The organism is uncultured Candidatus Kuenenia sp. (assembly GCF_900696675.1).
In the GTDB taxonomy this organism is placed as follows: Bacteria; Planctomycetota; Brocadiia; order Brocadiales; family Brocadiaceae; genus Kuenenia; species Kuenenia stuttgartiensis_A.
Map to the genome: position 1 here is coordinate 19,270 of NZ_CAADGZ010000018.1, position 24,313 is coordinate 43,582.

General features: G+C 40.5%; 18 protein-coding genes. 7 read left to right on the forward strand and 11 right to left on the reverse strand.

Translation table 11 applies throughout. The annotated features are described in order from the left end of the window. Positions 1-78 precede the first annotated feature (78 nt). The 8 genes from dapB to QZT26_RS04845 all read right to left on the reverse strand — a co-directional run bounded on the left by dapB (position 79) and on the right by QZT26_RS04845 (position 10,003). A complete protein-coding gene (gene dapB, locus QZT26_RS04810; protein WP_295101026.1) occupies positions 79-864 on the reverse strand; it encodes a 4-hydroxy-tetrahydrodipicolinate reductase in 786 nt (261 codons plus the stop codon). Beyond that, on the reverse strand, positions 861-1,727 hold the full coding sequence (locus QZT26_RS04815; protein WP_295101027.1) for a rhomboid family intramembrane serine protease: 867 nt from the start codon (positions 1,725-1,727) through the stop codon (positions 861-863). Before QZT26_RS04815 ends, dapB begins: the two co-directional genes overlap by 4 nt. Positions 1,728-1,832: 105 nt before the next feature. Then, positions 1,833-3,428, reverse strand: a complete 1,596-nt coding sequence (locus QZT26_RS04820; protein ID WP_295101029.1) for an LptF/LptG family permease — start codon at positions 3,426-3,428, stop codon at positions 1,833-1,835. A gap of 560 nt (positions 3,429-3,988) precedes the next feature. After that, positions 3,989-4,972: a hypothetical protein gene (locus tag QZT26_RS04825; RefSeq protein ID WP_099325744.1), complete on the reverse strand. Its 984-nt coding sequence runs from the start codon at positions 4,970-4,972 to the stop codon at positions 3,989-3,991. A 331-nt stretch (positions 4,973-5,303) separates the two neighbouring features. Further along, complete coding sequence (locus QZT26_RS04830; RefSeq protein WP_295101030.1) at positions 5,304-6,404, reverse strand: DUF2786 domain-containing protein; 1,101 nt, start codon at positions 6,402-6,404, stop codon at positions 5,304-5,306. Between the two features lie 820 nt (positions 6,405-7,224). Further along, positions 7,225-8,034 (reverse strand): hypothetical protein, encoded by an 810-nt coding sequence (locus QZT26_RS04835; RefSeq protein WP_295101032.1) that lies wholly within the window; start codon positions 8,032-8,034, stop codon positions 7,225-7,227. A gap of 204 nt (positions 8,035-8,238) precedes the next feature. Beyond that, entirely contained in the window at positions 8,239-9,162 is a 924-nt protein-coding gene (locus tag QZT26_RS04840) for a metallophosphoesterase family protein (RefSeq protein ID WP_295101034.1), read from the reverse strand. A gap of 34 nt (positions 9,163-9,196) precedes the next feature. Further along, positions 9,197-10,003: a protein kinase gene (locus QZT26_RS04845; RefSeq protein WP_164995481.1), complete on the reverse strand. Its 807-nt coding sequence runs from the start codon at positions 10,001-10,003 to the stop codon at positions 9,197-9,199. A gap of 959 nt (positions 10,004-10,962) precedes the next feature. On the opposite strand from QZT26_RS04845, the gene QZT26_RS04850 reads away from it, so the two are divergent. From QZT26_RS04850 to QZT26_RS04870, 5 genes are all read left to right on the forward strand, one after another. Continuing rightward, positions 10,963-12,522, forward strand: coding sequence for an ammonium transporter (locus tag QZT26_RS04850; RefSeq protein WP_099325749.1), 1,560 nt, complete (start codon positions 10,963-10,965; stop codon positions 12,520-12,522). Positions 12,523-12,580: 58 nt separating this feature from the next. Further along, entirely contained in the window at positions 12,581-12,919 is a 339-nt protein-coding gene (locus QZT26_RS04855) for a P-II family nitrogen regulator (RefSeq protein ID WP_099325750.1), read from the forward strand. Between the two features lie 253 nt (positions 12,920-13,172). Continuing rightward, on the forward strand, positions 13,173-14,528 hold the full coding sequence (locus QZT26_RS04860) for an ammonium transporter (RefSeq protein ID WP_230408001.1): 1,356 nt from the start codon (positions 13,173-13,175) through the stop codon (positions 14,526-14,528). A gap of 521 nt (positions 14,529-15,049) precedes the next feature. Next, positions 15,050-15,388 carry a P-II family nitrogen regulator gene (locus QZT26_RS04865; protein ID WP_099325751.1) on the forward strand — a complete coding sequence of 113 codons (339 nt, stop codon included), beginning with the start codon at positions 15,050-15,052 and terminating at the stop codon, positions 15,386-15,388. Between the two features lie 60 nt (positions 15,389-15,448). Continuing rightward, a complete protein-coding gene (locus QZT26_RS04870) occupies positions 15,449-16,795 on the forward strand; it encodes an ammonium transporter (RefSeq protein WP_099325752.1) in 1,347 nt (448 codons plus the stop codon). 253 nt (positions 16,796-17,048) lie between these two features. On the opposite strand, the gene guaA is transcribed toward QZT26_RS04870, so the two are convergent. Continuing rightward, complete coding sequence (gene guaA / locus QZT26_RS04875) at positions 17,049-18,599, reverse strand: glutamine-hydrolyzing GMP synthase (RefSeq protein ID WP_099325753.1); 1,551 nt, start codon at positions 18,597-18,599, stop codon at positions 17,049-17,051. A gap of 118 nt (positions 18,600-18,717) precedes the next feature. On the opposite strand from guaA, the gene QZT26_RS04880 reads away from it, so the two are divergent. After that, entirely contained in the window at positions 18,718-20,484 is a 1,767-nt protein-coding gene (locus QZT26_RS04880) for a hypothetical protein (protein ID WP_295101037.1), read from the forward strand. On the opposite strand, the gene QZT26_RS04885 is transcribed toward QZT26_RS04880, so the two are convergent. Together QZT26_RS04885 and QZT26_RS04890 are read right to left on the reverse strand one after the other, a co-directional pair. Further along, positions 20,417-21,427 carry a cache domain-containing protein gene (locus tag QZT26_RS04885; RefSeq protein ID WP_164995479.1) on the reverse strand — a complete coding sequence of 337 codons (1,011 nt, stop codon included), beginning with the start codon at positions 21,425-21,427 and terminating at the stop codon, positions 20,417-20,419. The genes QZT26_RS04880 and QZT26_RS04885 overlap by 68 nt on opposite strands. 196 nt (positions 21,428-21,623) lie before the next feature. Then, positions 21,624-22,526 carry a hypothetical protein gene (locus QZT26_RS04890; RefSeq protein ID WP_295101040.1) on the reverse strand — a complete coding sequence of 301 codons (903 nt, stop codon included), beginning with the start codon at positions 22,524-22,526 and terminating at the stop codon, positions 21,624-21,626. Between the two features lie 291 nt (positions 22,527-22,817). Between QZT26_RS04890 and QZT26_RS04895 the strand changes: the two genes are divergently transcribed. After that, positions 22,818-23,852, forward strand: a complete 1,035-nt coding sequence (locus QZT26_RS04895) for a hypothetical protein (RefSeq protein WP_099325757.1) — start codon at positions 22,818-22,820, stop codon at positions 23,850-23,852. Positions 23,853-24,313 lie beyond the last annotated feature (461 nt).

The window sequence follows — 24,313 nt, forward strand, 5'->3', positions numbered from 1 at the left end:
AATATTTAAAAATTGAAATTTAGAATTTGTTTCGTATTTCGTGCTTTCACAAAGGGTTATAGATGGTGGACAATTCTTTTATAACACATCGGACATGGTGTACATGCCGGGGGGTTTTTTTGCAATAATCTTTGCCGTATAAACTGCGCCCCGCGCAAACGTATCTCTTGTGTGTGCCTTATGGGTAATCTCTAATCGTTCTCCAAGCCCGCCAAAAACTACCGTATGGTCGCCAATGACGTCTCCACTCCTGACTGCGTGTATGCCTATTTGGTTTGAAGGGCGTTCACCGATGATCCCCTGGCGGCCATAGATAATGTTTTTTTCCTTATCCAGTCCGGTGGCATCGCATATTTTTTCTGCCAGTCTCAGCGCTGTACCGCTAGGGGAATCTTTTTTCTGTCTGTGGTGTGTTTCAATAATTTCAATGTCAAAGTCCTTGCCCAGCATTTTTGCCATTTGGGCGGCAACCGAAAACATTACGTTTACCCCCAGGCTCATGTTTGGTGAAATCAGGCAGGGGATTTTTTTTGATATTTCCAGCAATTTTTCATGATGCAGGGGGGTTAGTCCGGTAGTGCCTGTTACAAACGCAACGTTTTTTTTAGCGCAGCATTCTGCAATATTGACGGCAGATTCAGGCGATGAAAAATCTATCAGCACATCTGCGGGATTTTCCATTGCAGTTGAAATTTTCAGCCCTGATTCTCCAAAACCGGCCACCAGCCCAATGTCTTTGCCAATGGACACATGTCCCGGGTGTTCCAGCGCCGCAGTTAAATCAGATTCTTTATCTTCAAGGATAAGGGCACAAATCCTTGTTCCCATTCTGCCGCATGCGCCATTTACCGCAATCTTAATCAATGTTTGTTCCTTTTATATTTTTTGCTGGCGGTCTTTAGGATGTTTCTTTCCCGCCATGTTAAATTATGCAACCCTTCACGATTCACCTTGTCAAGGATTTCATCCACCTTTTCACGTAACTCCATGTCTTTTCTCAGTTCTTTTTCCTGTTGACGTATTTGGCATCTCTTTAAATAATCAACAACACGGCTTGAGTACCGTACGAACAAAAACCCGTACACAAGCCCCCCCAGATGGGCAAAATGCGCAATATTGCCACCCCTCGGCGTAATACAATTAAATACCGTAATGGAGGCAAATATCATTACCAGATACTTCGCCCTGATAGGAAAGAAATAAAAAATAACCATGCTATTGGGGAAATACATCGCGAAGGCGACTTCTATCGCGAAAATTGCACCGGATGCCCCGAGAATAGGAACTTTTGGCGTAAAGATACAACAGCATATCCCAGCGAAGATTCCTGCGGTAAAGTAAAGTGTCAGGAATTTTTTTGGGCCTAGAACCTTTTCGACCTCGCTGCCAAACATCCAGAGCACCAGCATATTAAAGATCAAGTGCCAGGGGTCTGTTGTGCTATGCAAAAACATATACGAAAAAAACTGCCAGAACCACAAATTCCCTATAGCGTCCGGTGGATAGAGCCAGAACATTTTTGTGAATTTATCTGAAGCGGGATAATGCCACGGCAGGGCTGGAGACTCTGATAATGAGTTAACCGGAAGGGGGGGCAACTGGGGGCTTATCGTGGAAAATAGTAATTGGAACATGAACACCCCGACATTGGCGATGATTAGCATCATAACCAGGCGGGTCCATTTGCTGCCAATATTTAATCCGAAAGGGTTTCTCCTGTAATACATTACGCCCGATCTCTCATAAAACGTTAAACGAAGTTAATTAAATTATAGTAAGCCCTATCCTGAAAAAAGTCAAGAATTGATGACAATGCCAAAGATGTCTATCTGTTAAGATTTATTATACGCAAAAAGTTTTTGGTAAATACATATGCCGCCGATAAGAAGTATCCCATTCGCACCCCATAAAACAGGCACAACGGGCAATAATGTATCATCTGCAAGTACTGAACCTGTTACCATCAGGGGGTAATAGATAAACAAGATAATCATAAAACTTACTCCAAACCCTATTATAAGGTGAGAGCTACGCAACTTAATGCCCAATGGAATGCCAATAACAATAAAACTTAAACACGAAAGTGCCTGTGAGATTCTTTTGTGTATGGAAATATCGTTTTTGCGTCTTAATTTCTTTTTTGACGCTAACGTCAGGTCGCTTTCAAAGCTTGTAATTTTCCTCAACAAAACAGATATGTTCTTTTCTGTCTCTTCAAGCGATTTTGTGAGTGTGGCTATGTTATTTGTTTCACTATTTTGTATCTCACGTGTTTCAATCATTCTTTGTGATATAACGCTAATCCGCTGTTTTTCTCTTTCTATAGTCTCTTTTATTTCCATTAATTTTAAATCGATATCATCAGCGATGTAATATCCGGCTTTATTTTCCCTTTTTAACTGCATAAGATTTTCGGTTGCGACAAGTATATAATTATTTGCCAGTTTACTCTCGTTTGCCAGTCCATCAATCTTTGATTTCTGCCGTTCCAGATTTTGTTTTGATTTTTTTAATTCGGATTCAAGGTGTTTTTGCTTTTTATTTAATTGCTGCAACTGGTTTTGGTGTTCAGCAAGTTTTCTTGATGCTTCAACCCGTGCCTCTTCAAAATTGTCGGGAATTTCTTTGCTGTTTGCAAGTTCCCTGTCAATTTCATTGTTGTATTTAAAGAGCTGGAATATCGTCATATGCTTGGTGGAAAAGTCGGCCTTGTCTTTTCCCATGGGAATTTCAAATGTGGTCTCCGTAAACACGCCTAAACGCGGAACCTCTTCGGCTTTTTTGTAGTTTGGTTTGATAAATTCCCCCTTGCGCAGCGTAAGGAAGATTGTGTTTTTTTCGTTATTCACCTCGATACTGCCTTCTTCCGCAATGATGATATCCGTAACATAATCATCCGCATACTGAATAACGGTGACGTCTTTGTTGATGTTGTCTACTACATTTCCAATGTATATTTGATACGGCTCCATGAGTACTTTTTTCTGGAAGGTTGCTAATCTGCCGGCGAGGATATTGTTTATCGCCCTTTCTTGTAATAATTTTATCTGGTAAAGGGATCTTGGCAAAATTTCCGCCGATAGCACCAGCGTAAAAAAACTGAAAATAATGCCTATTACCAAAACCGGAGTAATTATCTTCCGTAAATGGATGCCGCTTGCTTGTATGGCGATAATTTCTCTGTCGGCGCTCAATCTTCCATACGTTAAGGTAGTGGCGGTAAGCAGTGCCGAAGGAATGGAATAAGGCGCCACCTGGATAAACATATGAGGGATGAGAGCTTTTAGGGCTATAATATCAAGCCCTTTGTGTAATATCTGAATTACAAACCCTAAGAACATTAGGATTTCAAAGCACAAAAAAGAAGGCCAGAATGTTTGAAACCATTCTCGTATAACGTAGCGTTGTAATATATTATTAGCAAACATTTTATGTATTTCTATTCTTGTGCCGGTTCTAAATGGATTGTTTTTGTAACAATTTAGTATTTTGAAAAATTCCAACAATGTAGTTCGACGAGGTTCGTCGCACCAAAAAGAGTTGTGCGATGGTGAATAGGGTTTACTCAAGACAATGCGACGAACCTCGCCGAACTACATATGACTATTTCCAGCTTCAAAATACTAAAGTGTTACATTTTTTTTAATTTTATCAGCAATCGCAATGCTTTCAATCGATTTTAATTGTTTTATGTTTTCGCTATATCGTTTCGGCTAATCTGAGGTTAGATCTCAGTCCATTACTCTTTAAGATAGGAGGAAAGGCTTATTCCGTCGATATGAAAATAAAATTACGGTAAATGCCTTGACGTGTATTTTTATTCTTCGTGAAAATTTATTCGAAAACCTTCAGGAGTGCCGTTGCTAAAAAGAAATAATAGCATTCTCTTGTCACTACATCCGGGAAAAGGGGGAAGATTGCGGGTTTTCAGAGAGGGGTGGAGGATGTTTTGTAGATTTGCTGCAATTCCGGAAAGGGGTAATTTATTTCATGCCTCTTTGTGCCCGGCCACTGTTTTTGTTTTTTCCTGCAGGTGAATTAGCTTGTTAATGGTATCAATAACCGGTTCAGAAGAATTTTGGAATTTAGCAATGGGATTAACGATTGCAAGCCCTTTATAGTAGGTGACGAGCCCTTCCGCAACCTCGGTCAAAATCTTGTTAAACGAATTCCGCTTCTTTGCCCTCGCGAGTTTTACCTCAGGGCCTTTATCCCCGGTAATAGGTATCCTCTCATAATTTCCAAAGTCCATACGCAACACATTAATCATACCACCCTGTCCTGACAATTGGTTTACGATTTCGGCGGAAGGCAGCGAGGCGATATATGCTAAAGGATAGGTGTAGTCTTTATATTTCCCCTTTTCAACATAAGAATCGCTCCGGATGCCCAGGCTTTTAAAATAAGCCTGTACCTTTGCGAAACACGACTTATTTACCCGGAGTTCGTCTACCTGTTGTATTTGTTTATTCAGGGATTTTGGCCTTCCCAGTACAATGGCGCTTGCTATAATCTCATTCTGCTGATACGTTCTTATATCAATCTGGATGTTGTTATCATTAATAAACTGCCAGAGGAACAGACTACAGGTTTTCGCGCCATAAAAGGCGGAACGGGTAAATTTAATGTTAACGGAAGATATCTCCATATCCGCAAAAAGGATTTCCAGGGGAAGAATTATTTTGGAGACCGTCATTGCGCCAGGAACAATATTTCCCTTCCTGTGGATGAGATTTTTATCATTTGTGACGTCAACAAAAAGCTCACCGTCTTTTTTCGCAATTTGGTATTCATGTTTGATTAAAAACTTTCCCCAAACCAGCATCTGGGGATCGTTCGCATTGTCTTTCTTTAATTCAAGATTAGGATGTGGGGTCCGGGCTTTTGCATCCCTAAAGATTATTGTATCCGACAAAAAACCTTCAGTGCGGTTTAATGGAATTTTGAGAATAGGAGCGCCTGTTCTGTTCATCTGTTAGTCCAGCAATTCTTCTTATTCTGTAACCGTTGCTTGCCTGTCAAGCCCGCCTTAACACGAATAATAATGGGTAGTTAAAGACGCAAGATTTTACTGTTGAAAATGGAAATTTTCTGTTGCTGCGAGGAAAATATCTGTTGATTCAAGTATGGTTCATTTCGCAAAATCTCAACTTATTGGATTCTATAATGTCATGTTTTCCCTGTCAAGCATATAAAAATTAATTTTCCATTATACTACCGTAGTAGTAGGCAATCTACAATCTACAATCGGCAAATTGCTGATTGAGGAGTGGAGACTGGGGACTGCCAATTTTAATTTGGGGTCAGTTTAAATACTTAATCTCCCCATTGCTTTTCCCATGGACCCCTTTGCGAATAACCAGATTTTTTCCATGGTTGATCCCGGAGGCATAGGCTTCATGGCAGCTTGTTGAATATCGGTGAGAAGTACGCGAGCGCCTTGGGTTTCTTCTGAAGAAAAACTCTTTAAGCCTGGGATCTCCCTTCCAAACAAGTTTATTTGAATGGCTGGTAACGGCCCGGTTTTCCAGTTTAGTGTAAAAACCTTCCAGGAGGCCGTAGATGAAGGTTCTCCTGTGTTTGTTACCGTCGATTTTTTTTTGTTCTTTATAGTCTGTCCACAATAATTCGGAGATGTTTTGAAGGTAATTATACACATACTCAGCCATCTCCACATTTTCCGGCAGTCCATAAATTTCCAGCGCCCTGCCATTTTTATTTTCATGCTGTTCGTACCCGAATTTCCAAATGGCTTCTACGAAAAAAAATTTACAGAGTATGGAACAGATTAATGATTTGATAGCATCCCTATTCCCTATATTCCCGATTTGTTTGTAAACGTAATGCCGCCCGGCATGCGCATCCAATAATGACAGGTTGTGTTTTAACAGTAGTTCGTGTGCCTTTGCCATTGCCAATTGCGCCTCATGTTCATTTTTGCTCTGGGCTAATGCCAAAAGCTTGTGTACCTTGTCAAGTATGGTGTGGTTGCCTGATTGTGCAGAAAAGCTGTTCCTCTTTCTTTCCATCCACGTATGAATATCTCCGGTGGCAGAGGAATCAATACCATTTTCCCGGCAAATACTCTTAAATATTTCACCATGGGGTAAATCATCCCGTATTCCCAGAATTTCCTCCACATACTGATGTGCCATTTCGTGGTAAAGCACCTCCTGGACATATTCCCACGGATAGGACTGGATCAGGAAAATGCTGACAGAGAGTCGCCGCCAATGCCCCCCCTTCCAATTCCCCAGCATTCGGTCCGCACCCGAAAGTTCAAAGTGAGGGGGACGCATGGAATTTTTGAAATAATGGTGATTCGCGGTTTTCCAGTCCTCTTTCAACTGCATTATCCATGCCGTTTTTAAGGTGTTGTCAATCGTTTCTCTATTTTTATCCATTTTCATTTGCGAAGCGTATTCATTTATCATTAGTACGAAAAGAGGAAAAAAGCATAACAGATATATTTGTATAAATAAAAAGAATTTTTGCTGAAATGGGACAACATCACGCGCACGGTACACTTTCAGTTAAGCAATGAGCCGTACGGAGAGAATGGCACTTGATACGTGTTCTAAGCCCACTAAATTCCCATGTAGTGCGACGAGGTTAGTTGCAATACAAATGACAATTTCGTTGTATATCCATACAAATGACCTTTCTTTATAATATTGAAATTAAAACATTTTGCCCATTCAACCATCAAAGAGGAAAACGCGCAAGCAGAATTTTTGTAGCAGAAAGGCTTTCTCGTTTTAGCAATTTTTTTTATCAGTAGAGAATGGTTTTAATTTTCCTTACTTCTTTATTACCCATACCGGTAATTCTAAAAGCGCTATACCAAAAACATGGACGGCCAAGAAATAGATAAGCGCTGTTATCAATACTACGCCGAATAGGTTAAGTACAAGGCCGGTTTTATCCATCATTGGTATTGTGACCTGGTCACTGCTGAAAATAATGGCTTTGGGCTATGTTGCAACCGGAAGCATGAACGCACAAGATGCAGAAAGTGTTGCGGGGAGCATTAAAGCAAAGGGATGTATATTAAGCGTTCATGGAAAATAGAGGGACACTTCCCATATTAATTTTTGAAATATGGGGAGTGTCCCTTTATTGATCAAACTGATTAATTGTTTTCCTGCCGAAAAGACAGGATAAACAACATTGACGAAATACCTGAACCCGCTTTAAGCACTTTTTACCAATACGGAAAAACAACTACGCTATCGCTTCCAATTCATTTTTTAATAATTCTGCAGAATGTATACGATTTAACGGGTTTTCCTCCAATAATCCTAAAATAACCTTGTGTAGTTTCTCGGGTATTGATGAATTTAACTCCCATGGGGGGACCGGATTCTCTTGCCACAACTTATTTGTCAGGGCTTCATAAAGAATCAACCCAACAGAATACAAATCGGATGTGGCCGCAATCTTAATCTTTTTCAACACATCCTTTTCCCGCTCATTTTTTCTCAAGAGTTGTATCATTTCTTTCTGTTCCGGGGATGCATATTCCCTGCTCATACCAAGAAGCGTCTCTCCTGTTTTAATAGTGCATTCAAGGTCTATAAGCGCCATTACACCCGTAGTTGGATTTAGTATAAGATGACCGGGTTTGATATCGGAGTGAAGGTATCCTTTGGTATGCATGTGCATCAAAGGCAAGGTCACGCTTGCAAAATGCTGAATTACCCCTTCGATTTCTTTCCGGTCGGTCATATCCCTTTTTTTATAATATTCAAGTACGCCTTCTCCTTCAAAGTGGGTCATAATGAGATAATATTGTGCCAAAACAAACTTGTCATCCTTATACATGTTATCCCTTCCCACTTTATATCGAACCGGAATTTGCGGATGTGAAAAGAGGGCAAGGATTTTATATTCTCTCGCGTAATCATTGGAAGGGTGATATTTTATGCCCCACTGATTTTCTTTGAACTCAGGATTACAAAGGATTGCGTAATTAGCCCTGTGTCCGGGCGTAATCTTAAACTCTTTAAACGTATATTTGTTAATAGAATACATTTTATATACTCCCGACAAAAAAATAGTGAAATTCTAAATACGAAACAAATCCCAAAAAATAAAATTCGAACTGTCCAAAACTGTAAGAGCCGATTTGTTTTTAACATTTGAATTTTGAGTTTAGGTATTGTTTCGAATTTCTATATTCGAATTTAGAGGCTTCTACATATCGACAAAATTTTGTCGATATTAGACGCTAAGCGCCTAAACCCCTTTTAAAACCCTCTGGGCTAACTCATTCGGCAATTTTGCTTCGGTTATTCTTCTTGATGCAGCTTCAGCATTATACCTCACACGCCTGAAGCTTATCTGGTTTAAAGTGGAATCAAAAACAACATAACACCCGTCGGGATTTCCATCCCTAGGCTGACCCAGTGAACCAACGTTAACATAATATTTCCAGTCATTGTTTTGACCCACCGTAAAAGATTCTGTCTTGTCGGAGCATTCTTTTTCAATCACCATTAATCTCATATCATAATTGTCGGTAGGGATGAGAACGGAGGCATTTACCAATCTCTTCTCTTTCGTGTAAATGTACGCCGCTGGCCGGTGTGTATGCCCGCCAAATGTTATCTTTGACCATAAGGTGGTGTACTTTAAAACGCTTGCATTTTTGGCATATTCATAACCAATCGGGTATGAAGGGGTACTGTGTACTATTTCAAACCCCTCATTCTTAAATTTTTTTCTCAGCGTTAAACGTTTTAAAAAGGTATAATTCTCCTTCGTCAATACCCCTTTTGTCCAATCCGCTGCGGCTTGTGCTACGGGATTCATTTCAGAGGTAAGGGATGGTTCCCCGACTACCTGTTTATCGTGGTTTCCTCCAATGACAACGCATTTCTTTTCCATTAATTGAATGGCGTCCATAAAATCCCTGTCGGGAGAAGTTTCCGGATTGATTTGTTCAATGATTTTATATATTCTTTCAATCGGTACTTTTCTCTTTCCATACTTCATGTAGCGTACAATGTCGCAGCATTCATTTGGAGAGGCGCCATACCCTACTATATCGCCTGCGATAAGCAGCCTGTCAATGGTACCTTCCTTTTTCGCAATCTCTTTAATAAATGCAATCAGAGAATCAACATTTCCATGAATATCTGATATTATAATGTTTTTCAAGAGCTTGCTTTCCATAATAAGTAAAAGGCATTTATTAGATACTGCGCAACATCTTTTCCAGTTTCTCTGCGGAAGAAATCCTGTTCGAAACATCTTCTTCCAAAAGCCCCATGATAATTTCTTCCAGTTTTTGAGAGATATTTTTATTAATTTTGTGCGGCAAATCCATCCCTTTTTGCCATTTTTTTTTCGTTAACGTTTCATAGAATAAGAGACCTATGGAATACAAATCTGTTCTGCCATCCAACTGCATAGAAGAGGGAAGGCCGTCTTCGCCATGATCTCCTTTTTGGCTCCTCAAATAATCAAGAATGCGAAACTGTTCAGGCGAGGCATACTCCCTGCTGATTCCCCGCAGAACTTCTCCATGTTTAATAGCCAGTTCAAAGTCAATGATATGCCCCAAACCTGTTTCCCTGTTACAAATCAAATGCCCTGGTTTTATATCACAATGAATGTACTTCATAGCATGCAGATATATTAAGGGGTCGCAAACCGTAAGAAACATCTTTACCACTTCATTTATGACCTTTACCTTTTCCACATCCTTTTCCCTGAAATATTCCAGAATATCTTCACCGTCAATATGTTGCAATACGATAAAATTCTGTTTTATCAAAAACCTCTCATCCTTGTATAAATCACCATGTCCAACATCATACACTTTAGGAATTTGTTTATGATTAAGCTTTTTGAGGACATTGTATTCTCCGGAAAAATCAGCATAAGGGGCGTATTTTATCCCCTTACCGGCAGCATTAATCAAAACAGCATAGTTAGACTTATGTAAATTTGATTCACACTTAAACGTTTGAAAACGATAATTATTAATTATATACATACGTGTTATTGTTATCCAAGAAAACATATACCCTGCCGGCAGTCGGCAGTCTACAGTCAGCAAATTGCAGATTGCAGATTGAAGATTGAGGACTGTTTTCGTGCCTGTTTGGCTCTGGCTATGCCAGCCGGGAGCGGACTTTATACATATATCAATTGGTTGGTGGCAATAATCCTGTACAATGTTGTTTTTCGACCATTAGTTCGCATAAAAAATGCCAAATATTCAATTTATGACTTCAAAGCGTTGATTTTCATATTTTCATAAAGAAAAGAGGTGAAAAATTAAAACACTTCATCTGCCTGTAAGGTATTCATATGTTTTGCATTATACGCAAAATTTAAAACAACTATTTTTCTAAACAAAAAATGAATCTATATTAAATTTTTTACACGAACAAATGAAAAAATGATACCTACCCATGAATGCTGTGGCTGAAATAAACCGTCGTTGCATTTCGAATTTAAATCGTAATTTATTCATAATTGCCAAATTATTAAATACTTATGCAATATATTTACAAATACTAATATATTAATTATTTATAAACTATTTTGCCTATAAACCATGGAGGAAGTATTATTTATACTGCAGCATGGTTTTATCTATTTTGTTTTAGGATAGTTACGGATTTTAACATTATAGGAAACTGCCTTTAAAAAAATATACCGCAAACGGATGGAATAATAATTGCTCCAATAAGCCAATTAAAGTTGAATTGCTTTTATCCTCAAGTATATTTTATAGATAGAGAAGAGAATTCTATCGCCAATTATCCATTCAACACATTAAAATTATGCGGAATTCTCAGGTTGCATTTGTTATATTTCTCCGTTTTTTGGAAGTTTTATTTTAGAAAGGGAGGTACTATTGAAAATATAATATGCCAGCATAACATTTTACATTGTAGACACATTTGTAATTTTAGTAGGGTGATAAAAAGGAGAGAGACTTAACTTATGAAAATGTATAACAAATTTATGATCGGTGTTTGGCTTTTACTAATAATGGGTCTGTTTGCGTTTGGCACGGGTGTTGCTGAAGCGGCAGGAGACCCAAACGGTTCCGATACGTATTCTGAGAGTATTGAAGGATTAAAGATTTCAATCAACGTCGTATGGACGTTAATAGCCGCATTCCTGGTATTTAGCATGCAGGCGGGTTTTGCCTTTTTAGGGGGCTTTTTACGACAAAAGAACATGCTCAACTACCTAGCACATTGTTTCATTGATTCCACGTTGGGTGCATGCGTTTTTTATTTTTTCGGTTTTGCTGTGATGTTTGGCGGGTCTCAGGCGTATTCAGGCCTTGATAGGGGCTGGCCTGGTATTGGCTGGGACGGCTTTATGCTTTTAGGGGATGCATATGACGTAAAAACGGTCATGTTCTGGCTCTTCCAAATGGTATTTGCAACAAAAACAGTAACAATTATTGCAGGCGCTGTTGCAGAAAGAATGAAATTTGTGCCTTATATTATCTACAGTTGTTTAATGTGCGGCATTATCTATCCGCTTTATGGTCATTGGGTATGGGGAGGCGGATGGCTGAGTACCCTTCCAATTGGTGCCGGGGTAGTAGATTTTGCGGGTTGCGCCGTAGTTCATACAGTAGGGGGTATTATGGCCCTCATGGGCGCATGGGCTGTTGGTCCCAGAAAAGGCAAATATAATCCCGATGGCTCGCCAAACGCCATTCCCGGGCACAATATGACCTATGTTGTCATTGGCTGTTTTATTCTTGCCTTCGGCTGGTTTGGTTTTAATGCCGGAAGCACCGTGGCAGGCACTGATTTACGTATAGCAATAATTGCGACAAATACCTTTCTTGCCGCTGCTGCGGGCGCATCAATTATGTTGTTCTTTACATGGAAGAGACAGGGCTTTGTTGACGTATCGTTTGTTTGTAACGGAGCTTTGGCTGGGTTGGTTGCGATTACCGCGCCTTGCGCTTATGTAGCGCCATGGGCAGCAGTTGTTATCGGAGTCCTTGCAGGCCTTATTATGAGAGGCGCCGTAGCGCTGGTAGAAGTCGTTTTCAAGATTGACGATCCCCTTGGGGCGGTGGCAGTGCATGGCGCAAACGGCATGTGGGGCATGCTTGCCGTAGGTTTATTCGCCGATGGAACCTATGGTATAAATGGTTTAATCCTTGGCACCGGCGAGCAATTGCTTGCCCAATTTATCGGAACTGTTGTCGCTTTTGCATATGCATTTGCTTTTGGCGGAGCGGTCTTCTTCGGATTGAAAGGAACAATTGGTTTAAGGGTTTCCGACCTTGAAGAAGAAGAAGGTCTTGATATTGCATATCACGGTACTTCATGCTATCCTGTGGAAGGAGGGTTCTTTGGCGCTGTGGGGGAACACCTCATCGATGTTCAGGCAGAAAAAGAACAAATCTCTTTGCTTGAAGAAGCAATCAGCAAGGACCGTTCACGCGAGAGGATTTATTCTGAGAAACTTGGCAGATGGGTATACGGAAAGGCAAAACAAGAAAAACAATCGTCGAATTCTAAGAAATAAGACCTGTTTGTGGTCAAATAAACATATATAGTATTAATAATATGAATGGAGGAGTTTCATGAAAAAAATAGAAGCAATAATCAGGCCGGAGAAGTTCAATATTGTGCGGGACGCCATGACGGAGATGGGCTATCCGGGAATGACCGTTACGGAAGTAAAAGGGCACGGCAGTCAAAAAGGAATCAGCGAAGTATGGCGCGGTAGGAGGTATCGTGTTGATTTGCTGTCAAAAATAAAACTGGAAATTGTGGTAAAAGATGAGGATGTACAAAAGATTGTCGATACTATCACCACGGAAGCTCAAACGGGAAGCATCGGAGATGGAAAGATATTTGTCATAAATGTAGAAAACGTTTATAGAATTCGTACAAAAGAGAAAGATGCGACTGCCATTTAAGGTGGATTCTATACCGCGCTAAATCCAAAGTTGGCGCTACCATGAATAGTTTTGATAGCGCCAGCTATTTTTTTGTAGTAGGGACGAAGCATTTGTCTGCATAGAAGATAAAGACTAAATGCTGCACACGCGCCCCAACTAGGTCCTATTTGACGAGTTATGATGTATGCAGACATGCTTCGCCCCTGCTGTTACGAAAAATTTTTTCCCCTGACATTATAGTATTTATAAAAAATTTATTGGGAGTGGTGTATTGAAAAGGTGTCTTCTTTTTATCACTTTAATTGTCATAGTAACATGCCTGGCAAATGATATGTTTGCAGGAGACCCCAGCGGAAAAGAAACATACTCTGACAGTATACAGGGATTAAAATTTTCGGTAAACTTCGCCTGGATATTAATGAGCGCTTTTCTGGTTTTTAATATGCAGGTTGGTTTCGTCTTCCTTGGGGCTGGATTTGTACAAAAGAAGAATACCCTGAATTACGGCACTATGAGTTTTATGGATTTTTGCGCCGGAGCAATAATTTTCTGGCTTTTTGGCTTTGCTTTAATGTTTGGAGGTTCTCAACTTGCTCCCGGGCTTACCAACGGAAACAAATTTATCGGTTATAGCGGATTTTTGCTGATAGGCGACTCATACGACGTTCATATTTCTGCGCTCTGGTTATTTCAGGTTATGTTTGCATCTACTGCCTCTACGATAGTAACCGGCGCTATCGCGGAAAGATGTAAGTTTCATGCCCATGTGCTTAATAGTATTTTCCTTTGCGGCATATTGTATCCTGTTTATGGACACTGGATGTGGGGCTACGGCTGGCTGGAAACGCTGCCATTTGGGGTAGGGGCAAGAGATTTTGCAGGTTCGGGAGTTGTACACGGAGTAGGGGGACTGATTGCTTTTGTCGCGGCCTGGCGCGTTGGGCCGAGATATGGCAAGTACAATCCGGATGGCAGCTCGAATGTTATCCGCGGACATAACCTTCTGTATATAGTAATAGGGACACTTATCTTAATTTTCGGCTGGTTTGGATTTAATGCCGGCAGTACGCTTGCCGTTACAGAATTGCGCGTATCCATAATAGCAACTAACACCTTTTTAGCCGCCGCCGCAGGTGCTCTAACCCTGCTCTATATTTCTTATTTTATGACAAAAACGTTTGGCGTAAGCATGGCATGCAACGGTGCTCTTGCAGGCTGTGTTGCAATTACAGCATCCGGTGCATATGTTCCCCATTGGGCGGCTATTGTAATCGGGGCTATCGGCAGCGCATTGACATGTTTCAGCCTCGATTTCATTGAAAATAAACTAAAGATTGACGATCCTGTGGGCGCCATATCGGTTCATGGAGTAAACGGGATATGGGGCTTACTTGCAGTAGGTGTATTTGCAGACGGGACATATTGCGAAGTAAGAGGATTGATTACAGGTTCAGGCTGGCAATTGCTCTCCCAGTTTATCGCCAGCATCACCTTAATTGTGTGGTGTCTGGGAATGGGCTTTCTTTTTCTCTCTTTCCTAAAACGTGTTATAGGATTAAGAGACCCCATCAGCGCAGAGCAAAAAGGCCTGGATCTCTACGAACATGGCTCCGGGTGCTATCAATAATTTTGTAACATCAGGCTATTCCCTATACGGTTAAATGCCTGGACGGATTTTTCAAAAAACTATAGCGTTACATTGTTTTAAAAATTTTCCCTGACTCCAAAAACAGATAATGTAACATTCGCCTCCTAAACTTCATTATTCGTAAATATTTTATCCTTAATAACCATGGCTTGGTTAAGGCAATAAAGGCAATAAAGATGTACTTGCGATAAGAACAAGCACTGCACTTTTCGCCTTGACGTTTAGGAATTTTAATATTTTTGTAGAGACGCATTGCGAATACGTAATGAAAATGTTGATACAACAGAGAGACGCATGCAATGCTTCTCTATACTAACATCAACAACAGTCGTCATGTTGCGCTTGCAACATGACGACTGCGGTTTTTTTTGTTTATTGTCTGAAACGAATATTGTTCCAGACTAATTCACATTATTTCTATGAAAGGAGGTTTTAGTTTTTTGTCATGTTTTACGAATATTTTTTCTCTTTATTGTTTTCGTTAATGGGAGGTGGTAGTAATGAAAAAAATTGAAGCAATTATCAGGGACCAGAAATTAACAGCCGTAAAAGACGCCCTAAAAGCCATTGGGGTAGCCGGTATGACCGTCTCGGAGGTAAAAGGACACGGCACACAGAAGGGAATAACCGAAGTATACCGCGACAAACAGTATTCTGTGGATTTGCTGCCTAAAATTAAGATAGAGATCATCACTACAGATGAAAATGTGGATAAAATTACCAAAACAATCGTTGATGCGGCACAAACCGGCAGCATCGGTGATGGTAAAATTTTTATCTACGATATAAGAGATGTTATACGAATAAGGACCGGAGATACCGGGGAAAAGGCAATTTAGCATTATTCCTGCAAATTTAAAGATAAGGATTTTTAAACTGACGAATAGGAGGTTTTAAAAATGAAAAAATTTAGTTTACTGACAATGTTAAGCCTTGTACTGGTGATGGCCGCATCATCCGTAGTATTGGCAGGTGACGATGTATTGGATTCGGGCGATAATGCATGGATTCTTATGTCGGCATCATTAGTACTTCTGATGTCCCCGGGCCTTGCCTTCTTTTATGGCGGCATGTGTTCATCCAAAAATATCATAAATATGTTAATGATGGTTTTTATGAGTATGGCGGTAATCAGTATCCAATGGGTATTCTGGGGATACTCTCTCTCATTTGGAGAGGATTGCGGCAACTTTATCGGAAATTTGGCAAAGGTCGGCTTGCGCGGTATAACGCCCGATACACTCTCCGGCACCATTCCGGAATACACTTTTTTGGCATTCCAGGCAACATTTGCGATTATTACCGTGGGGCTTATCATGGGTGCAGTTGAAGGGCGCATGAAATTCAGCGCACTTTTAATATTTATTCCCCTGTGGGCGACTGCCGTATATGACCCGGTATGTCATTGGGTGTGGGGCGGCGGTTTCCTCCAAGCCTGGGAAGTGCTGGATTTTGCCGGCGGAACGGTGGTACACATAAATTCAGGTGCGGCAGCCCTTGCCCTCGTGATATTACTCGGAAAACGCAAGAAACAAAACATAAGGCCACCATGCAATGTCCCGATGGTGCTACTCGGCACGGGCCTGCTCTGGTTCGGATGGTTCGGTTTTAATGCTGGCAGCGAACTGGCTTCTGACGGAAGGGCGGCATTTGCGTGGGTAATAACAAACTCGTCTGCAGCCACTGCTGCTTTCGTTTGGATGGTATGCGAATGGATTCATAGGAAAAAACCTACGCTTATCGGTGCGGCTTCAGGCGCAGTTGCCGGCCTTGTAGCCATAACCCCGGCGTCTGGTTTTGTAGGGCCTTTAGGCGCTATACAGATTGGAATTATGGCGGGTGTTGGATGTTACTTTGCCAGCATGAAGCTAAAAGCGCTTTTTGGATATGACGACGCTTTGGACGTAGTTGGAGTACATGGGATTGGCGGTACGATAGGCGCCTTTGCCACAGGTCTATATTGTACCAAAATGGTAATGGGGCCTGATGGAGTTGACGGCTTATTCATTGGATGGGGTATGGAAGGCTTCAAACAATTGGGCTTACAATGTATTGGTTTCCTGATTTCATGGTCATACGCATTTTCAGTGACAATGGTTATCGGATTATTTCTCAAGTATACGATAGGCTTAAGGACAGCAGAAATACAAGAAGACACCGGGCTGGATATTACTCAGCACGGCGAGATTGGCTACCACCTTGAGATGGAATCTACTAGCACATTGAAGATACCTGCCGGGCACTAATTCCGGACCTCATGCATTACTGTGGTTTGAGGGATTAGATTTACGGAAAAATACAAGGCGCTGTCTCTTTGGAGACAGCGCCTTTTTTAATGGTAACGCTTTAGTACCTTATCAGTAATTTCTTCGCACACTTCCATTCGTCAGTGCATGCTTTTTGGGAAAATATTTAATTGTCCCTTCTGTAATCGGCAATCCACAGATTGAGGACTGTGGATTTTCTATTATGCCGTTTAACAACAATCTGTCATTCCGACTATTCCCATTCAATTGTGCTCGGAGGTTTTGTGCTTATGTCATATACCACACGGTTAACGCCCTTCACCTCATTTATAATCCGATGAGAAATACTTCCGAGCGTTTCATTGGGAATGCGGTACCAGTCTGCAGTCATAAAATCTGTTGTTTCTACCGCACGAACAGCAATCACATTTTCATAACTCCTCTCATCACCCATAACCCCAACGGTACTTAACGGCAGGAGCACCGCAAAACACTGAGCAATTTTATTGTATAAGCCCGCTTTGCATATCTCCTCAATGACTATTTTATCTGCCTTACGCAAGACTTCTAAACGCTGTCCGCTAATTTCTCCTATTATCCGGATAGCCAAACCAGGCCCTGGGAATGGATGGCGTCCGACCAATTCTTTCGGAAGCCCCAGTTCTTCACCTATTTTCCTTACTTCATCCTTAAACAAAAATCGTAATGGCTCAACCAGTTCAAACCCTAATTCTTCAGGCAATCCGCCGACGTTGTGATGGCTTTTTATAGTGACTGTCGGGCCGCCATGTGCAGGTATGCTTTCTATAACATCAGGATACAATGTGCCCTGGGCGAGAAATTGTACATCGCTTATCTTTTGCGCCTCATTTTTAAATACCTTTATAAATTCATGACCAATAATTTTACGCTTTTTTTCCGGGTCTGATACACCCTTTAATTTCCCCAGAAATCGGTCCTGCGCCCGAACCACATGGAGGTCTGCTGAAAAATTTTCTTTAAATGTTTTAACTACCTCTTCTGCCTCAAAATTTCTTAACAGTCCGTTATCAACAAAAATACACGAAAGACGATTGCCAATTGCCTTGTGAATAAGCGCTGCAGTTACCGCGGAATCAACCCCGCCGGACAAGCCACAAACGACGCGCCCGTTTCCCACTTGTCTATTTATGTCATTCACCGATTTTTCAATAAAGGAATCCATCTTCCAGTTTCCCGAGCAATGGCATATTTCGTAGAGGAAATTCCTTATGATCTGGCTGCCATTTGGCGTATGTGTCACTTCCGGATGAAATTGTACCCCATAGAAATCCCTATTCTTATGCTTTACTGCCGTATAAGGACAATTTTTTGTGTGTGCAAGCGACTCAAATTCCGCCGGTAATTCAGTAACGATATCGCCATGACTCATCCATACCGTGATCTCTTGTGGAAGGGTTTTTAAAAATCTGTTTTCACCGCTGATGGCACATAAAGTACGCCCATATTCTCTTGCAGCGCTAGGGCTTACTTTTGAGCCAAGCATCATACATCCCAATTGCATGCCATAGCAAATGCCCAAAACAGGCACTCCTAGTTTCATTATTTCCTCATCACATCCCGGTGCATTTTTTGAATATACACTGGCAGGTCCGCCGCTGAGTATAATGCCTTTTGGTTTTATCTTTTTTATTTGTTCTGCAGTAATAAGGTGTGATACTATTTCGCTGTACACATGGTTTTCTCTTACGCGTCTGGCAATAAGCTGCGCGTACTGAGATCCAAAATCAAGGATTAAAACTTTTTCAATGTTATTTTCGAGCATTTCTTTTCCTAATCAGACATATTTTTATACGGCCTGTTTTTAAAAACATGGCTTTATTCAGTGCAAAATAAAACCATGCCTACGTTGGTTTAAAATACTAAAACAGAATCATTTGAAAATGGCAACAGAAAATATTCCTTATAAAATACCGGAAAACGAAGCGTCCGTTTTTTATCCGCCTATCGGAGACGCCCTGGAATTGACGCGAGACAATATGCGGGAAATACAGCATTATGCCTTTAAAATAACTGATATCACTTTTCAGACATTACGGAATGAAACCCGCTTGGAATTATTAAACATCGCAACACAATACACAAAAAAAATCTTTTCGTTCCTACCGCACAAATTCAGCGAAACAACTAGCCACACGGTAAATGATAGCGGAAAAAATGCCGCTGAACAATTATACGAAAGTTTTTTGCCTGTTGAACCAATAATCTCACATCGTTACTGTCCTGAAAGTATACCAATAATACTCACCGGACATGAACCCATTTTCTATCATCCAGGGATATGGATAAAAAACCATCTCGCATATTATTTGGCAGAGAAATTAAAAGGTATAAGCATAAATCTTATTGTGGACAGTGATTCATGTAAGGCTGGTTTTGTGTATGTGCCGTGTTTCTCCGAAGAATCAGCATCTATTCAGAAAGTATCATTTGTTGAGGGGAAAGAAACTCAGGCTTATGAAGAAATTTCGCTTGAAAGGATAGAGGTGATAGAACGCTTTAAAGATAAAGTTGATGCATTGCTCCGGAAAAACAATCACGACGACGTAAAAAATACCGTTAAAGATATGCAAATCATGTTTGATTGTTTTATGTATCAAATACGGCATGCGTATCAGCAAGGCTGCAAGGACATGACGGGATTGTTTACGGCGGCAAGAAAGGGTCTTGAAAACGCCTTTGGCATTAAAAATCTTGAAATCCCTGTTTCGCTGATGTGTAACACGAAAGGGTTCTACTCTTTTTTCCTGCACATTTTGTACAATGCAAAACAATTTACAGAAATTCATAACGAAAAATTAAATGATTATCGAAACACTCATGCCATTTCCTCTAAAGCAAATCCGGTTCCCGACCTGGAAATACATGATACCTTGGTGGAACTGCCCTTTTGGATATGGGAAAAAGGCGGCGCACGTAATAAATGTTATGCACGATATGATGCCGGTTCCATAATAGTAACAAATGGCAATCAAATGGAATTGGCATTAAAGAAAGATGAAGATCCGCAGAAAATCATCTCCAGACTCAGGTCGTTGGCGTCGCATCCTTTCCACCCTATTAAATTGCGGCCCAGGGCGATTACCCTAACGATGTTTTCCCGATTATTCCTGTCTGATGTATTTCTCCATGGAATCGGCGGATCAAGGTACGATGTGATAACAAATGGCATCATGAAAGATTTCTTTCATATAAACCCGCCAAAATATATTACGACAACAACCACATTATTTCTACCTGTCAAAACACATGATATTGACGCGAAAACATTCCCTGCTTTACAAAAAGAGCTGAACGACATGCGCACCAATCCCGAACGACACGCTTCGGGAAAAACAAGGCAACATCCCCTGTTTTTAAAAATGGTGGAGGAAAAACGTGCATTGATAGAGAGGATGAGGGGAAGCGACAAGGAGAAACGAAGTCAGTTATTCCATCAAATCAAAAAATTGAATGCGTCTATGTTTAAACAAATAACTGCTGAGTTCGGGAACAGACAAAAAAAACTAGCGGCTATTAAAGAGAAAAAGGCCTACAACAAGGTGGTAAAATGCAGGGAATATCCAATAGGTATATTTCCTTTTAATGCCTTGCATGACCACTTTGCAAATGTCTTTTCCGAAAGTAAAAATAAAGATAAACAATCGTGATAACGGCTATGACCGTACCAATGATGATAAGATTTGTTTTCAAGGCAAGCACGGCATAAAACGCCTCCTTTTTATCTATTTTTATCAAAAGCACCCAGTGGACATCCCTGAGGTTTTCAAGGGGGGTATAGGCGTTGAGTACGGGGATATTGCGGTAATCTTTTATGATTTTTATATCCGTATGCCCCGCAAGCGCTTCTTTCGTTGCCTGTGTGTCAATTTCCAGTTTTAAAATAGTGTTTTGTTTCAAAAACCTTGACTTTGACCGCATGAAGTTGTCATCGCCAACCACATAAATCTCCCCGGTTTCCCCTAATCCATCCCTTTGCAATAAAATAGGATCAATCTTTGAAAAAGGTATTTCAACCATCACCAACCCTAAAAGAGTATTAGAAGTATCATACACCGGAGCAGCCCCCAGAAAGACAAAATCTTTTGATTCCTCACTCCATGTCAAATCAGAAAATTTAATATTATTTAAACCTTCTTTAAACACTTCTCCAATGGTAAATGAGCTAAAAACGCCTGTTTTTAAATTTGTACCGAGGTATTCATTGCGCTTTATCCCGAAAACAACATTTCCGTCTTTATCAACAAGAAAAATGTTTTGATAACCGAACCGTCTTTGGTAATGTTCTAAAAGAGGTCCGTAATAGGTATCGACCTGTTTGTATGAGGCAGAATCTAAACCTGCCGATCTAAATGCATTGGAGAATCGGGGTAAACTTTGTTCTACGAGGGGGTTTTTGGAAAGGATATGCACGTCTCCGTATTTTTCATAAAAGAAGTTTTGAATCTGCACCTTTTTTATCTCCCGTACCGAGATCAAATGGTTCTTCACCTCGCTTTCCAATGCGGGGATAAGTGTCCGATACGTCAATGGCCCCATAATTACCAAAAATGTGAAAAAAGCAATACTCGATGCGACTAATATCCTGTACATTTTATCTTTACCATTTCAAAATTAAATTATAGATACGATTTCTCATGTATAAAAAAATAAACTTCCGCATGATACTAATAAATTTTGTTTTGTCAAGCTTATTGATTGAGTTAGTGGAGTAGGGTAGACAATCTACAATCCACAATCTGTCGGTTGCCGGTTTCGCCGGGGCAAATGCTTTCGACCATACACACTATCACGCATTTCGATATGTCTCAATGAAAAATGCTACATCCTTTTCATTTCCACCAATAATTTCGATGGTAAAATGCGTAATGTGATTTTTTTTAAGAAGAGAAATGATTTTTTCCATATCCATATCATAGTCAGTAGAAAAATGCGAATGGGTATCTCCCATTGGCGCTTTGAAATTCCAATCGAGTGGCGTTTGATTTGTATTTAAATGCACCCCCATAACACTACATTGCGTACATATCTCGTTAATGCCCTCGTAAAAATCAAATTTATTTAAAATCGCTGATGCCCATAGGTGGCCGACGTCCAGCCAGATTGGGCAATCAAGATATTTTAAATGCTCCGGTGTTTGATTTCCATTCCCAAGCCCGGGAAAATCATTCTCCATGCACAGGATGTAGGCCGGGAAATGGCTTCTTAGCCTCTCCATATTTATTTTCACCCTTTTTTGGTAGCCCTGAAACTCTTCCGTAGCTAAATATTCCGGATTCATTACACGGGTATTGTGTAAAAGGTACTTACTGTCTATTGCCTCGCGCAATACATTCCCATAGTTGGCAGGATCATTTTTAATTGGTTTTGTGGTCATGAAAAATCCATGCAGCACGGCAATAGTGCTGTTCAACTCTTCAAGAATATTTGCCGTGTTTTCAAAATCCTCAACAATACGCTCAAAATTATCTCCTGCCAGATTTATGAAATGTTGAGAAAATAATGGGGCATGAACGGTATACTTTACATTATATCCCTTAATTTTGTTATACAACTCCCTTGAAATGGTATTATGAATTTGAATACCAAATTCAAACCCTTGTGATTCAACCATTTCCTTACAATTTGTTACCTTTGCAAACACCTCTGTGTCTTTGAAACACATGGTACTCATCTCTATCAATACCGTCATTATAAAAACATTCCTTTCTGAACAATATCAGGACACAATACGGGGAAAATTTTTCCACACCGTTTTCTTTAATATATATTCACATTAAAATAAAATCACTTACCCATTTGGGCGAAGCGTTTGCTGCATATAGTTATAACTCGTTCAACAAAACGGAGTTGTCGGGTATGTAGCATTTTAAGTCCTTATCTTCTACGCAGGCAAATGCTTCACCCCTATTATTTTAAAGGCACTATATTTGCTAAAAATTCTTATGCCTCATACGAAAACATTCTTTAAAGAAGGTTTATCATGATACAGAGTACAGAAATTTCGACGATCAGTACCCAGGTCAATTCTGGTTTCACCACAGATGCTGCCAAAGGTACTGACAATTCTTTGTTCCGGGATATTATTAACCATGAATTAAAAAGCCAGGCATCCCAAACGACGTCACATTCCGCCACTCAAACTATAGAAACCGGCAAACCAGCTTTATCGCAGTTAGAGCGTAATAGTTTTGCCATTCAAACAGCCTCTGAAAACATAAAAAAAGGAAAAACCTCACCATCGTTTATAGAACAGCTAATAATGTACAAAGAAGACCAACTGTTATCAAAACCCGGCGGGGACTCTTTTGCGCTTAATAAAGAAACAAATACAATAGATTATGACTTAAATCAATCTCAATTTAGTAAAAGAGTAGGAAAAGACCTGAAAGATGCCGGCGAAAATATTATTAACATTTTTAAAGACGTAGGCGCCGGCGCGCCATTTAAGTATGTTGATAGCAATGGTTCCATTCAGGCGGGGGGAAAAGTCGGTTTTTTCGGCACAATAATAAATTTCTTTAAAGATATTGCCAGCGGATTCACCCTTGGCAAATACACCCCGGAAGGGGAAAGCTCCCCTACAAATGCACTCGACGCAACAAAACACTTTTTCAAAAAGATATTTGTTGATGCTGTTTTCAAAGACATTGTAGTAGGCGTGCCAAGGAGCGCAATACATGTCAGCGAGAATGCACTGTTTGCAGGTATAAATTTATTGGAAACTATTCCGGACGCCACCATTGGCAATTTTAAGGCCGGACGGACAGTGACTACTGAAATCTTTGACGATATGCAGGTGTTCGTTGATTTTGTAACCGATGTAGTCCCTATGGGTGAAGCAAATTCCCGGACGCATGCCTTTGCGCTGAATGAGGGTCTCAGGGGGCTTCCTTTTATCCGTAACATTACCAAACAGGCGCCGGAACCAAATGATGAGAGGTGGAAATATGTGCGAAATACCCCATTCAGAAAATCAATTGAATCGCTTGCAACAATAATCCCCATACGCATGTGAAACAGGGGGGGGCGATTTACGAATTACGATTTGGGATTTGAATCGCACCTTGTAAACCTACGCTGGCGATACCAGCACCAAGCGAGATATAAAAAATACGAACTTCCAGCTTGAGGGTAAAATGCCAGAAGCAGTCATCATGTTGCATTTGCAACACCCAGAAACGATGAAAATGGTTTTATAGCCATATAGTGTTGTAGTATCTGTACTTAAACTATTTTTTGTAGTCTTATTTTCGAGCCGGGATGCTTGTGTTACAATGTACCATTAGTTAACCAAAAATCGGGAATGCTCCTGTTCAAACCATGTCACCCGCTGGCGGGTGTGCAGAGGGTGGACTGGATTTCTCCATCGATTCAACTACCCCCTTTATTATGAAAACAAATTTGACCCTCTTTCCCACGCTCCGCAGACGGGTCAAATGGACAATTTTATCCTAATTTTACGACAGGCATTCTCCA

Excerpts from the sequence above, each read along its gene's own strand:
- QZT26_RS04815 (WP_295101027.1), bottom strand. The coding sequence starts at position 1,727 with ATGTATTACAGGAGAAACCCTTTCGGATTAAATATTGGCAGCAAATGG.
- QZT26_RS04820 (WP_295101029.1), bottom strand. The coding sequence starts at position 3,428 with ATGTTTGCTAATAATATATTACAACGCTACGTTATACGAGAATGGTTT.
- QZT26_RS04825 (WP_099325744.1), bottom strand. The coding sequence starts at position 4,972 with ATGAACAGAACAGGCGCTCCTATTCTCAAAATTCCATTAAACCGCACT.
- QZT26_RS04830 (WP_295101030.1), bottom strand. The coding sequence starts at position 6,404 with ATGGATAAAAATAGAGAAACGATTGACAACACCTTAAAAACGGCATGG.
- QZT26_RS04835 (WP_295101032.1), bottom strand. The coding sequence starts at position 8,034 with ATGTATTCTATTAACAAATATACGTTTAAAGAGTTTAAGATTACGCCC.
- QZT26_RS04845 (WP_164995481.1), bottom strand. The coding sequence starts at position 10,003 with ATGTATATAATTAATAATTATCGTTTTCAAACGTTTAAGTGTGAATCA.
- QZT26_RS04850 (WP_099325749.1), top strand. The coding sequence starts at position 10,963 with ATGAAAATGTATAACAAATTTATGATCGGTGTTTGGCTTTTACTAATA.
- QZT26_RS04855 (WP_099325750.1), top strand. The coding sequence starts at position 12,581 with ATGAAAAAAATAGAAGCAATAATCAGGCCGGAGAAGTTCAATATTGTG.
- QZT26_RS04865 (WP_099325751.1), top strand. The coding sequence starts at position 15,050 with ATGAAAAAAATTGAAGCAATTATCAGGGACCAGAAATTAACAGCCGTA.
- QZT26_RS04870 (WP_099325752.1), top strand. The coding sequence starts at position 15,449 with ATGAAAAAATTTAGTTTACTGACAATGTTAAGCCTTGTACTGGTGATG.
- guaA (WP_099325753.1), bottom strand. The coding sequence starts at position 18,599 with ATGCTCGAAAATAACATTGAAAAAGTTTTAATCCTTGATTTTGGATCT.
- QZT26_RS04880 (WP_295101037.1), top strand. The coding sequence starts at position 18,718 with ATGGCAACAGAAAATATTCCTTATAAAATACCGGAAAACGAAGCGTCC.
- QZT26_RS04885 (WP_164995479.1), bottom strand. The coding sequence starts at position 21,427 with ATGTACAGGATATTAGTCGCATCGAGTATTGCTTTTTTCACATTTTTG.
- QZT26_RS04890 (WP_295101040.1), bottom strand. The coding sequence starts at position 22,526 with ATGACGGTATTGATAGAGATGAGTACCATGTGTTTCAAAGACACAGAG.
- QZT26_RS04895 (WP_099325757.1), top strand. The coding sequence starts at position 22,818 with ATGATACAGAGTACAGAAATTTCGACGATCAGTACCCAGGTCAATTCT.